The organism is Bradyrhizobium sp. USDA 3397 (genome assembly GCF_054060965.1).
Genome location: NZ_JBSSDS010000001.1, coordinates 4,894,683 through 4,907,640 on the forward strand (window position 1 = coordinate 4,894,683; position 12,958 = coordinate 4,907,640).

Genomic DNA, 12,958 nt, shown 5'->3' on the forward strand with positions numbered 1-12,958 from the left:
GGGAGCCGGAAGATTGCGGGGCTGGAGCGGGGCAGATGGCAGCGAAAGCGGATCAGCGCGGAAATAGCCGGGTTATTTTCGAGCGCGGGTTTTCGGCCCAGATGATGGGAATCGACGGCACCTGGCGGCGCGACTGCACCATGGAGGACGTCTCCGAGACCGGCGCCAAGCTGACCATAGACGGCTCGGTCGAAGGCCTGCATCTGAAGGAATTCTTTCTCCTGCTGTCCTCCACGGGGCTCGCCTACCGGCGTTGCGAGCTGGCCTGGGTCAATGGCGACCAGATCGGCGTCAATTTCCTGAAAGTCGGCGACAAGAAGAAAAAGGTACGTTCCACAGCCGTTGGGGCGTGACGGCAACACCCGTCGTACAACCGTCACGGCGGGTGGTTAAGGCGGTCGAGATGCGGTGCGGCAATTCGAGCCTCGTGTTAGGATTGCGAACGCGAAAGGTCTGAGAAAGCGAAGGATGTCCGTCAAACCGACCAAAGCCATGGTGCTCGCCGCAGGGTTTGGCCTGCGCATGCGCCCCCTGACGGACAAGATGCCGAAGCCGATGGTGCCGGTCGCAGGCCAGCCGTTGCTCGACCACGTGCTCGACAAGCTCGGCCAGGCCGGCGTGACGGAGGCGGTGGTCAACGTGCACTATTTGCCGGACCAGATCATCGACCACGTCGCATCACGCCAGCTTCCGCGCGTGACGATCTCCGACGAGCGCAACCAGGTGCTCGGCACCGGCGGCGGCGTCGTCAAGGCGCTGCCGCTGCTCGGCGATGCGCCGTTCTTCCATGTCAATTCCGACACGCTGTGGATCGACGGCGTGCGCTCGAACCTGACGCGGCTCGCCGAAAACTTCGATCCCGATCGCATGGACATCCTGCTGCTGATGGCGCCGACCGCGACCAGCATCGGCTATGGCGGCCGCGGCGATTACGGCATGCTGCCCGACGGCGCCTTGCGCAAGCGCAAGGAGAAGGAGGTCGTTCCGTTCGTCTATGCCGGCGCCGCGATCATGTCGCCCGCGATCTTCGCGGACGCACCCAAGGGCGAATTCTCGCTGACCAAAATGTTCGACCGCGCCAACGAGCAGGAACGGCTGTTCGGCCTGCGCCTCGACGGCGTCTGGATGCATGTCGGCACGCCCGACGCCGTGCGCGCCGCGGAAGAGGCGTTTCTGGAGAGCGTGGCTTAGGGGCTGCCTCGAAGACGGTGCCGTAGGGTGGGCAAAGGCGCCCTTGCGCCGTGCCCACCATCTCTCTCCAAAAAATACGTGGGCACGCTTCGCTTTGCCCACCCTACGAGACCTGTTTCGGTCCGGCGAACAGCGGGGACTACTCGCCCGCACCCATGACCAATTGACCCCGTCTCCCTATATTGCCTGATCCTTCGAATCAGGCAGCTCATGCGCGTCTTCAGCGTTCCCATCTCAGTTCCGTTCCTGCGCACGGTCGTCACGGCCCTGCTCGATGGGCGGCTGGTGGAGGGATTCGAGGCGCGCAAGGAACCGGCGCGGCTGGCGGACGCCACGCTGTATCTGCCGACGCGGCGCGCCATGCGGATCGTGCGCGAGATCTTCCTCGACGAGATGAAGGCGGATGCCGTCGTGCTGCCGCGCATCGTTGCGCTCGGCGACATCGACGAGGACGAGCTCGCTTTCGCGGGCGAGAGCGAGCAGTTTTCCGGGACCGCGCCGCTCGACATTCCGCCGCGGCTGGGCGAGCTCGAACGGCGGCTGACGCTGGCGCAGCTCGTCGCCGCCTGGGCCAAGGGTCCGGTGCTGGCGCCGCTGGTCGTCGGCGGCCCCGCCTCGACGCTGGCGCTGGCGTCCGATCTCGCGCGCCTGATCGACGACATGGTGACGCGCGGCGTCGACTGGAGCGCCCTTGATGGGCTCGTGCCTGATAACCTCGACCGCTACTGGCAGCACTCGCTCGAATTCCTGCGCATCGCCCGCATCGCCTGGCCCAATCATCTCGCCGAGATCAACCGAATCGAGCCAGCCGCGCGACGCGACCAACTGATCGAAGCGGAAGCCAAACGGCTGATCGCGGATCCGCATGGCCCCGTCATCGCGGCCGGCTCGACCGGCTCGATGCCGGCCACCGCAAAATTCCTGCGCGCGGTCGCTTCGCTCCCGCATGGCGCGGTGGTGTTACCGGGCCTAGACACCGATCTCGACGACGACGCCTGGCGCAGCATCGGCGGCGTGCGCGATGCGCTCGGCAAGTTCGCGGAGCATCCGGCCTCGAACCATCCGCAATACGCCATGAATGCGCTGCTGCAACGCTTCGGCATCAAGCGCAGCGACGTCGAGATTTTGCAGCCGCCAGCGGAAGACGGCCGCGACCTGCTCGCGTCGGAATCGATGCGGCCGTCCGCCAAGACCGAGGTCTGGCACGACCGGCTGAAGCAGCCCGATGTCGCCGCGAAGATCGCGGGCGGCATGAAGAACCTCGCGGTGGTCGAAGCGCCCAATCCTGAAATGGAAGCGCTCGCCATCGCTATCGCCATGCGCGAGGCGCGCCATCTCGACAAGTCGGCTGCCCTGGTCACGCCCGACCGCGCGCTGGCGCGGCGGGTGATGGCGGCGCTGACCCGATGGGATCTCGCCTTCGATGATTCCGGCGGCGACGTCTTGATGGAAACCTCCGCTGGCACGTTTGCGCGCCTTGCGGCAGAGGCGGCAACCAAGGGCCTGGAGCCGCCGACGCTGCTGGCGATGCTGAAGCATCCGCTGTGCCGGCTCGGCCGCGCGCCGGGCGCATGGAAGATGGCGATCGAGAGCCTGGAGCTTGCGGTGCTGCGCGGCACGCGCCCACCGGCAGGCACGGCCGGCCTCCTCCGCGAATTCAACCGCTTCCGCGAGGAGCTGGCAACGCTGTGGCGCAGCGAGGTCTCCGCACTGCATCGCGCCGAGCCGCGGGCGCGTCTCAAGGCCGAGGATCTCGATCGCATCCAGGCTCTGATCGACGCCCTGCAAAAAGCATTGGCGCCGATCGAGAGCCTGCCGTCGTCGAAGCCGTATGATTTCGCCGAGCTCGCGCATCGGCATCGCGAGATCATGATCGAGCTGTCGCGCGACGAGCAGGGTATTCCGCTCGCCTTCGAGGATCGCGATGGTCTCGCGCTCGCCGGCGCGTTCGACGATCTCCTGCGTGGCGGCACGACCAGCGGATTGCCGGTAGCGCTGACCGACTATGCGGACGTCTTCCAGACCGCCTTCGGCGATCGCGCGGTGCGGCGGCGCGACAAGCCGGGCGCGCGCTTGCAGATCTACGGCCCGCTGGAGTCACGCCTGATGCAGGCCGACCGCATCATCATCGGCGGCCTGATCGAAGGCGTCTGGCCGCCGGCGCCGCGCATCGACCCCTGGCTGAGCCGGCCGATGCGGCACGAGCTTGGGCTCGATCTGCCGGAACGCCGCATTGGCCTGTCCGCCCATGACTTCGCGCAATTGCTCGGCGGCGATGAGGTCATTCTCACTCATTCCGCCAAGGCCGGCGGCGCGCCGGCGGTGGCCTCGCGCTTCCTGCATCGGCTGGAGGCAGTGGCCGGCGACGAGCTCTGGACGGCGGCCATTCGCGCCGGCGAGACATACGTGCAGTTCGCTGCGGCACTCGACCAGCCCGACGCGGTCAAGCCGATCAAGCAGCCGGAACCGCGACCGCCCCGCGCGACACGGCCGCTCAGGATGTCCGTCACCGAGATCGAGGACTGGCTACGCGATCCCTACACGATCTACGCCAAACGCATCTTGCGGCTCGATGCGCTCGACCCCGTCGACATGCCGCTCTCGGCCGCCGACCGCGGATCGGCGATTCACGATGCCATCGGCGAATTCACGGAAAGCTATGCGGCGCGTCTGCCCGACGATCCCGCGCGGGTGCTGCGCGCGATCGGCGAGAAGCACTTTGCACCGCTGATGGAGCGGCCCGAAGCACGGGCGCTGTGGTGGCCGCGCTTCCAGCGTATCGCGCGCTGGTTCGGCGAATGGGAGACGGCACGGCGCGAGGCGATCGCGGCGATCGTCGCGGAGACCCGTGGCGAGATCTCGATCATGCTCGATCCTCAGCGCAGCTTCCGCCTTTCCGCGCGCGCCGACCGCATCGAACGCCGCCAGGGCGGCGGCTACGCCATCCTCGACTACAAGACCGGTCAGCCGCCGACCGGCAAGCAGGTCCGCATGGGCCTGTCGCCGCAGCTGACGTTGGAAGCCGCGATCCTGCGCGAGGGCGGCTTTCCCGGTATCGACGCCGGCGCCTCCGTGAGCCAGCTCGTCTATGTCCGCCTCAGCGGCAACAATCCGCCCGGCGAGGAGCGTATCCTCGAGCTCAAGTTCAAGCCGGGCGACGAGCCGCAGCCGCCGGACACCGCGGCGGCCGAGGCAAGAGCCAAGCTGGAAGCGCTGATCCGCGCCTTCGAGGACGAAAATCAGGCCTATACATCGCTGAACCTGCCGATGTGGGCGAATCGCTACGGCACCTATGACGACCTTGCCCGGATCAAGGAATGGTCCGCGGCCGGCGGATTGGGGATCGAGGAATGGTGAAGGCGCCGCGCCCCATCCCCGACGAGGTGCGCGCGCGGCAGGCGCGCGCCTCCGATCCGACTGCATCGGCCTTCGTCTCGGCCAATGCCGGCTCGGGCAAGACGCATGTGCTGGTGCAGCGCGTGATCCGCCTGCTGCTCTCGGGCGTGCCGCCGGAGAAAATCCTGTGCATCACCTTCACAAAAGCTGCCGCCGCCAACATGGCCGAGCGCGTGTTCACCACGCTCGGCCATTGGGTGACGCTGGACGATAATGCGCTCGACGCGGCGATCCGCGCGGTCGGCATCCCGCATCCCGGCGCAAAGCTGCGCCGCGATGCGCGAAAGCTGTTCGCCTGCGCGTTGGAGACGCCAGGCGGGCTGAAGGTGCAGACCATCCACGCGCTGTGCACCCGCCTGCTCCAGCAATTTCCGTTCGAGGCCAATGTTCCCGCGCGCTTCGCCGTGATCGACGAGCGCGACCAGACCGACATGATGGAACGCGCCAATCTGAAGGTGCTGCTGGAAGCCGCGCGCGATCCGGAGAGCGTGACCGGCCGCGCGCTGCTGACGGCGATGGCGAGCGCCGCCGATGTCACCTTCAAGGAGGTCGTGCGCGAGGCGTGCCTCAGCCGCGATCATTTCATGGCCTGGACCGACGAGGCCGGCAACGCGGAAGCCGCAGCGGCGCAGATGGCTGCGGTGCTGGGCGTTGACATCGGCGACCGTATCGAAGCCGTCGAGACGGAAATTCTCGACGGCCCGTTCCTGCCGCGCGCGCGCTGGGACGACATTGCCTTCGCGTTGGAGGACGGCAGCAAATCCGACAATGACCAGGCCGGGCGGCTGCGCGCGGCAAAGGTGTTTTCCGGCAGCGATCAGGTCGACGCCTATCTGTCCGTCTTCCTCACCGACGACAAGCTGCCGCGCAAGGCAGTGCTGACCAAGAAGTTCTGCGATCACAATCCGTCCGTGGCCCGCCTGTTCGAAGCCGAGGCGCAGCGCCTTGCAGGGCTGATCGAAAAGCGCCGCGCCGTGACGGTTCGGGACCGCACCGCGGCCCTGCTGCATATCGCGACAGCGGCCGCCGCGAATTACCGCCGCGAGAAGCAGGAACGCGGGCTGCTCGACTACGACGACCTCATCGACAAGACGCTGGCGATGCTGGACCGCATCGCCTCGGGCTGGGTGCATTACAAGCTCGACCGTGGCGTCGATCACGTGCTGATCGACGAGGCGCAGGATACCAGCCCGCGGCAATGGGACATCATCGCGCACATCATCTCCGAGTTCACGGCCGGCGAAGGTGCGCGCGAGGGGCTGAACCGCACCATCTTCGCCGTCGGCGACGAGAAGCAGTCGATCTTCTCGTTCCAGGGCGCGGCGCCCCACGAGTTCGACGCGCGGAGGCGCGAGCTGCACCGCAAGTTCACCGCCGCCGGGCTGAAATTCGATCCGGTCGCCTTCACCTATTCGTTCCGTTCGGGCGCGACGATCCTGCATTCGGTCGACCACGTCTTCCGCGATCCCGCGATCTACAAGAGCATCCATTCGGTCGAGATCGGCCATCCCCTGCACAACGCGCTCAGCGATGCCGGCCCGAGCGTGATCGAGCTGTGGGATCTCGCCGAGGCCGACGATCGGCAGGACATCGAGGGCTGGCGTGCGCCGTTCGACGGCGTCGCCGTGACCAGCCCCGAGGTCAAGCTTGCGCGACGCATCCAGGCCGAGATCAAGCGGCTGGTCGAGAGCGGCACGCTGACCGGGCACGAGGGCGAGCGTCGTCCCTTGCGCTATGGCGACATGCTGATCCTGGTGCGCCGGCGCGGCAACGCATTCGACGCCGTGATCCAGGCGCTGAAGCACGCCGGCGTTCCGGTCGCCGGCGCCGACCGCCTCAAGCTGACCGAGCACATCGCCATCATCGACCTGATGAACCTGGCCGACGCGCTGCTGCTGCCGCAGGACGATCTTGCGCTCGCAGTGGCGCTGAAGAGCCCGCTGTTCGGGCTCGATGACGACGATTTGTTCACGCTCGCCCATGATCGCAAGGGATCGCTGCGCCGCGCGCTCGGCGAGCACGCGGCCACAAGCGAGAAATTCGCCATGGCATTGCGGCGTCTTGAAGCTTGCGAAAGTCGTGCGCGCGAGGAGACGCCGTTCGCGTTCTATGCCTGGCTGCTGGGCGGCGACGGCGGGCGTGCGCGCATCCTGCGCCGGCTCGGCCATGAGGCCAACGACGCGCTCGACGAATTCCTGGAGCTCGCGCTGAACTACGAGCGCAAGGCGCCGGCCTCGCTGCAGGGCTTCATGGCCTGGCTCCGCTCGGCCGACACCGAGGTGAAGCGCGACATGGAGATCTCGCGCGACGAGGTGCGGGTAATGACCGTGCACGGCGCCAAGGGCCTGGAGGCCTCGGTCGTGTTCATGGTCGACACCACGTCTTCGCCCGCGGACTCGCAGCGGCTGCGGCTGATCCAGGTGCCCCGCGGCAATGGCGGCGAGGTTGTGGTCTGGGCCGGCCGCAAGGCCGACGATCCCAGGCCTGTCGCCGAGGCGCGCAAGGCGATGCTGGAGGAGACCGAGGACGAATATCGCCGCCTGCTCTACGTCGCGATGACGCGCGCGGCCGACCGGCTGATCGTCGGCGGCTGCATGCCCGGCAACATGAAGACGGTGCGCAAGCTGAGCTGGTACGACCTCGTCGACACCGGCCTTGCCGGCTCGGGCCTCGACAAGCAGGTGATCGAAACGCCGCTCGGCAAGGTGACGCGGTTCGCCCGTCCCGAGGACGTCGCGGCGCTGGGCGCGCCGGCGGCCTCCATGCACCAGACCATCGCGCTGCCGGACTGGCTGCGGACACCGGCCCCGCGCGAGACCATCGACGACGATCCCGTGCGCCCCTCAGGCCAGTCTGCCGAGGAGGGCCGCAGCGTCCGATCGGGCGAATCGGTGCAGTCGCGCGCGCTGGCGTTGCAACGCGGCACGCTGGTGCATCGGCTGTTGCAATCGCTGCCCGAGATCGCCGGCGAGCGCCGGCGCGAGGCCGCGCTCGGCTTCATGGCGCGCAACGCCGCGGACTGGCCGGAGGCCGATCGCATCGCACTGGCCGACAAGGTGCTCGCCCTGATCACGGAGCCGCGTTTCGCGCCCGTCTTTGCCGCCGGCAGCCGGGCAGAGGTCGCGATCGCCGGCCGGCTGGAGCGGCCGGGCCGCACGCCGGCCCTGGTGTCGGGGCAGATCGACCGGCTGGTCGTGCGCCCCGAGGAGGTCCTGATCGTCGACTTCAAGACCAACCAGGCAGCGCCCAAAAGCGCGGCCGAGGCGCCGGCGACCTATGTCCGCCAGCTTGCGCTGTACCGGGCGGTGCTGTCGCGGCTTTATCCCCAAAAGCCGGTCAGGGCCGTCCTGCTCTGGACCGAGGCCCTTGAATACATGGAGATTTCGCCCCCCGCGCTGGACGCGGCGCTGGCATCCCTTCATCTCGGTGTGAGCGTCCTTGACCCGGCAGGGGGCCGTTCATAGGTTGACCGCATGATCCCGGGCGCGATTCCAGGTCGCGCCGATTCTCTTTCAACCGAGTGAGGTACTCCCAATGGCCGTTAGCAAGGTTTCCGACGCCGATTTCGAAGCCGAAGTGCTCAAGGCGAACGGCCCCGTGGTCGTCGATTTCTGGGCCGAATGGTGCGGCCCCTGCCGCATGATCGCACCCGCTCTCGACGAGATCGCCGGCGCGATGGGCGACAAGGTCAAGATCGTGAAGCTCAATGTCGACGAGAGCCCGAAGACCGCCTCGAAGTATGGCGTGATGTCGATCCCGACCCTGATGATCTTCAAGGGCGGCGAGATGGCCTCGCGCCAGGTCGGCGCCGCGCCGAAGGCGAAGCTGCAGCAGTGGATCACCTCCGCGGTCTGATCCAGCTCGCGCAAGATTATTTTCGACAACGGCCGGCGAAAGCCGGCCGTTTGGCGTTGATGGGACGTGTTCAGCGTATGACGAGTCCCGCCCTTGCCTGCTCCTCCGCGAAAGCGCGACCGCAAGCCCACCTCTCTCGCCGCAATGGAGGCGCGGTCGGTCGACGCGATCCCGCGCGGCGGTGAATGGCAATATGAACCCAAGTGGGACGGCTTCCGCTGCCTGCTGGCGCGCAACGGCAGCGACGTCGACCTGCGCTCCAAATCCGGCGAAGACCTCGCGCGCTATTTCCCGGAAGTCGTCACTGCGGCCTTGGCGCTGAAGGCCGACCGCTTCACGCTCGACGGCGAAATCGTCGTGCCGCACGGCAAGAGCTTTTCCTTCGACGCGCTGCTGCAACGAATCCATCCGGCGGCCAGCCGCGTGAAGAAGCTCTCGGTGGAGACACCGGCGCTCTACCTCGTCTTCGATCTGCTCGCGACATCCGGACAGAAGGGCCTGGCTGAGAAGTCGCTGCGCGAGCGCCGGCCGGCGCTGGAAGCCTTCGCGAAAGCCAACCTCAAGAACAGCCTCTTCCGCCTCTCACCGGCGACGACGAGCTACGCCACAGCAAAAAAGTGGCTGGCGCAATCCGGCGGCGGCTCGGACGGCGTCATCGCCAAGCGCATCGACCTGCCCTACCAGGCGGGCAATCGCGACGGCATGCAGAAGATCAAGAAATTCCGCAGCGCCGATTGCGTGGTCGGCGGCTTCCGCTATGCCAGCAACAAGATCGCCGGCCGGAACGTCGTCGGCTCGCTGCTGCTCGGGCTCTACGACGATGACGGCCTGCTGCACCATGTCGGCTTCACCTCGGCGATCAAGGCGGATGAGAAGCCAGCGTTGACCGATCGGCTCGAAGCACTGATCGGTGAGCCCGGCTTCACCGGCAACGCGCCGGGCGGGCCGAGCCGCTGGTCGACCGAGCGCTCCGCAAAGTGGTGTCCGCTGAAGCCGAAGCTGGTGATCGAGGTCTGCTACGACCATTTCAGCGGCGAACGCTTCCGCCACGGCACCTCGATCCTGCGCTGGCGCCCGGACAAGGCGCCGCGTCAATGCACGTTCGAGCAGTTGAAGCAGAAGGCGGCCGATCCGATGAAGCTGTTGAAGTGATGCGGTCTCGTGCCCCGGACGCAGCGCGAAGCGCTGCAGAGCCGGGGCCCAGAACCACGAGCTGGGTCCCGGCTCTGCGGCTCATCGCTTGAGCGATGCGCCTTGTCCGGGACACGACATGTTCTAGCTGATCCACCCCGTTGCCAGCGCGTTGGCAAGCTCCGGCTGACCGTTGCGGCGCGCCAGCGCGGCCATGGCCTCGTGATCGTAGGCAACGTGGCGGAACGTCACCTGCCAGGCAGCCTCGACGCGTTCGAGGATCGCATAGCGCGCGTGCGGCGTGCCGGCCTCGACCACATGCGGGTACGGATGCTTGTCGCGATAGCCGGGGCTGCCGACGCTGCCGGGATTGACGATCAGCCGGCCGTCGCGCAGGCGCACCGCGCGTGCGAGATGGGTGTGGGCGCACAGGATCAGCGATTGCGTGATTCCTTGGGCGAGTTGCTCGATGTGGTCGAGCGCGGACAGCGCCACCGTGCCGTCGGGATGCACGCTGTCGAGCCAGTACACCTCGTCATTATCTGGCGTCGCGTGGCACAGGAACACCTGCTCACGGAAGACACGCGTCATCGGCTGCGCGCGCAGCCAGTCGAGGTGGGCGGCGTCGAGCTGTTCGTAGGCAGGACGATCCCACGAACCCATTTTCTCCGGCGGACGGTCGAGCAAATAACGGTCGTGATTGCCAAGCACGTGCACGGCGTCGAGCGGCATCAGGATCTCGATGGTGCGGCGCGCATCGAGCGGGCCACTCAGCATGTCGCCGAGATTGACGATGTCGGCAATACCGAGCGCGCGGATGTCGGCGAGTACGGCCTCCAGCGCGAAATAGTTTCCGTGGATGTCGGCAATCGCGGCGAAGCGCATGGCATTTCCTGTAGCCCGGATGGAGCGCAGCGTAATCCGGGACCTTCCTTGCTTGTGGCACGATCCCGGATTGCCTTCGCTCCATCCGGGCTACGGCAACCTCTATGCAGGCGGCGTGCCGTTGATTGCCAGCACGTGGCCGGCGAGATACAGCGAGCCGGTGATCAGGATCCGCGGCGGCAACTCGTAGGCGAGCTGCGCCAGCGCGCGCAGGGCCGCCTCGACGCCGGGGGCGGGCTCGACGCGCATGCCGAGGCTGCGTGCGGCATCGGCGAGACGGTCGACCGGCATCGCATTCTCCGTGTCGGGAATCGGCACTGCGATGATGTGGCGGGTGAGGCCGGCAAAATTGGCGAGAAAGCCTAGCGCATCCTTGTTGGCCATCATGCCGGCGATGATCACCAGCGGCCGTGACACGCGCTCCTCGAGATCGCCGAGCGCGGCCGCCGCCACGCGGCCGCCCTCGGCATTGTGGCCGCCGTCGAGCCAGATTTCCGAGCCCTGCGGACCCCAGGACAGCAACTCGCCCGAGGTGAGGCGCTGCATCCGCGCCGGCCAGTCGGCACCGACGATGCCGGCCTCGAACGCGGCGTGGTTGACCTTGATGGTCGGCAGCGCGCGCAGCGTCGCGATCGCGAGCCCTGCATTGGCGAATTGGTGGCGCCCGAACAGACGCGGCGCCGGCAGGTCCATCAAGCCGCGATCGTCGGAATAGACCAGGCGCCCGCGCTCGACACTGACGTGCCAGCTCTCGCCTGCGGCGAACAGCGGCGCATGCATGCGTCTCGCCTGCGCGTCGATCACGGCCATCGCTTCCGGCATCTGCTCGGCGCAAATCACGGGCACCCCGCGCTTGATGATCGCGGCCTTTTCGCCGGCAATCGACGCCAGCGTATCGCCGAGGAACTCCATGTGATCCATGCTGACGGGCGTGATCACAGAGGCCGCCGGCGCATCGACCACATTGGTCGAATCCAGCCGGCCGCCGAGGCCGACTTCGAGCAGCACGATGTCGGCCGGGTTCTGCGCGAACAGCAGGAAGGCAGCCGCCGTCTTCAGCTCGAACAATGTCGAGGCCTCGCCGGCATTGACGCGCTCGACCTCTTCCAACGCCGCGCGCAGCTCGTCGTCGCCAACGAGCACGCCGCCACTGAGGCGGCCGAGCCGGAAGCATTCGTTGATGCGGACGAGATAGGGCGAGGTGTAGGCGTGGACGCGAAGACCTGATGCCTCCAGCGTCGCGCGCAGATAAGCGAGCGTCGAGCCCTTGCCATTGGTGCCGGCGATGTGGATCACCGGCGGCAGCTTGCGTTCGGGGTGGCCGAGCCGTTCGAGCAGGCGGTGCATCCGCTCCAGCCCGAGATCGATGCGCTTCTGATGCAGAGCCGACAGCCGCCCGATCACTTCGTCGAGCGGCGTCTTTGCACTGTCAGGGGAGACGTTCACGCGTGCGGCGCTGCCGGCGCCGTCTCGGCGGCGGATACGATCTGCGCCGGGCTCGCCACCGGCTGCGCCGGCTTCGATGCACCTTCCTGCGCCGGCGCCTTGGTCAAGAGGCGGCAGAGCCGCGCCAGCGTCGGCCGCAGCTCGTGGCGATGCACGACCATGTCGACCATGCCGTGCTCCTTGAGGTACTCGGCGCGCTGGAAACCTTCAGGCAGCTTCTCGCGGATGGTCTGCTCGATCACGCGCGCGCCGGCAAAGCCGATCAGCGCGCCGGGCTCGGCGATCTGGACGTCGCCGAGCATCGCGTAGGACGCGGTGACGCCGCCGGTGGTGGGATTCGTCAGCACGACGATGTAGGGCAGCTTTGCCTCGCGCAGCATCTGCACCGCAACGGTGGTGCGCGGCATCTGCATCAGGGACAAAATGCCTTCCTGCATGCGGGCGCCGCCGCTGGCCGCGAACACGATGAACGGCGACTTCTTCTCGACCGCGAGCTCCATCCCGCGCACGATCGCCTCGCCCGCAGCCATGCCGAGCGAACCGCCCATGAAGTCAAAGTCCTGCACGGCGACGACGACGGCGGCGCCTTCGAGCTTGCCGTAGCCGACCTTGACAGCGTCGTTCAGATTGGTCCGCGCCCGCGCGTCCTTGACGCGGTCGACGTATTTCTTCTCATCACGGAACTTGAGCGGGTCAGGCGTGACCTCGGGCAGCGCCACGTCGAACCAGGTCTCGTTGTCGAAGATCGACTTGAGACGCGCCACCGCGCCCATGCGCATGTGGTAGTTCGAGCCGGGGATGACGAACTGGTTGGCCTCGACGTCCTTGTAGAACACGAGCTGTCCGGAATCCGGGCACTTGATCCACAGATTCTCCGGCGTCTCCCGCCGCAGCATGTTGCGGATCTTCGGCCGGACCACATTGGTAAGCCAGTTCATGGTTTGCTCCGATGTGCGATCCCGCTGGGAATCGCCTGAAGGATATATGGCGGCCGGACATCTGCCCGGCAAGCCGCCGTGTCGCCCGCGTTGAGCATGATCCGGAAAGTGTGAAG

General features: G+C 67.2%; 9 protein-coding genes. 6 read left to right on the forward strand and 3 right to left on the reverse strand.

Annotation, left to right across the window (positions count from 1 at the left end; translation table 11 throughout):
* The first annotated feature begins 35 nt into the window (after positions 1-35).
* From ACVWYQ_RS22575 to ACVWYQ_RS22600, 6 genes are all read left to right on the forward strand, one after another.
* On the forward strand, positions 36-353 hold the full coding sequence (locus tag ACVWYQ_RS22575; protein ID WP_036009083.1) for a PilZ domain-containing protein: 318 nt from the start codon (positions 36-38) through the stop codon (positions 351-353).
* 115 nt (positions 354-468) lie between these two features.
* Positions 469-1,191, forward strand: coding sequence for a nucleotidyltransferase family protein (locus ACVWYQ_RS22580; RefSeq protein ID WP_271543448.1), 723 nt, complete (start codon positions 469-471; stop codon positions 1,189-1,191).
* 210 nt (positions 1,192-1,401) lie between these two features.
* A complete protein-coding gene (addB, locus tag ACVWYQ_RS22585; protein ID WP_404544842.1) occupies positions 1,402-4,548 on the forward strand; it encodes a double-strand break repair protein AddB in 3,147 nt (1,048 codons plus the stop codon).
* The gene (addA, locus tag ACVWYQ_RS22590) at positions 4,542-8,051 is read left to right on the forward strand and encodes a double-strand break repair helicase AddA (RefSeq protein WP_456726398.1); all 3,510 of its coding nucleotides are present in this window, start codon (positions 4,542-4,544) and stop codon (positions 8,049-8,051) included. Before addB ends, addA begins: the two co-directional genes overlap by 7 nt.
* Positions 8,052-8,121: 70 nt before the next feature.
* A complete protein-coding gene (gene trxA / locus ACVWYQ_RS22595) occupies positions 8,122-8,442 on the forward strand; it encodes a thioredoxin (protein ID WP_008540017.1) in 321 nt (106 codons plus the stop codon).
* A 144-nt stretch (positions 8,443-8,586) separates the two neighbouring features.
* Positions 8,587-9,594: an ATP-dependent DNA ligase gene (locus tag ACVWYQ_RS22600; protein WP_404546401.1), complete on the forward strand. Its 1,008-nt coding sequence runs from the start codon at positions 8,587-8,589 to the stop codon at positions 9,592-9,594.
* A gap of 123 nt (positions 9,595-9,717) precedes the next feature.
* On the opposite strand, the gene ACVWYQ_RS22605 is transcribed toward ACVWYQ_RS22600, so the two are convergent.
* The 3 genes from ACVWYQ_RS22605 to accD form a co-directional block, all read right to left on the reverse strand.
* Positions 9,718-10,458: a metallophosphoesterase family protein gene (locus ACVWYQ_RS22605; protein ID WP_404544846.1), complete on the reverse strand. Its 741-nt coding sequence runs from the start codon at positions 10,456-10,458 to the stop codon at positions 9,718-9,720.
* A 102-nt stretch (positions 10,459-10,560) separates the two neighbouring features.
* A complete protein-coding gene (locus ACVWYQ_RS22610; protein WP_404544848.1) occupies positions 10,561-11,904 on the reverse strand; it encodes a bifunctional folylpolyglutamate synthase/dihydrofolate synthase in 1,344 nt (447 codons plus the stop codon).
* Positions 11,901-12,842: an acetyl-CoA carboxylase, carboxyltransferase subunit beta gene (gene accD / locus ACVWYQ_RS22615; protein WP_157285988.1), complete on the reverse strand. Its 942-nt coding sequence runs from the start codon at positions 12,840-12,842 to the stop codon at positions 11,901-11,903. The genes ACVWYQ_RS22610 and accD overlap by 4 nt, the downstream gene beginning before the upstream one ends.
* Between the last annotated feature and the right edge of the window lie 116 nt (positions 12,843-12,958).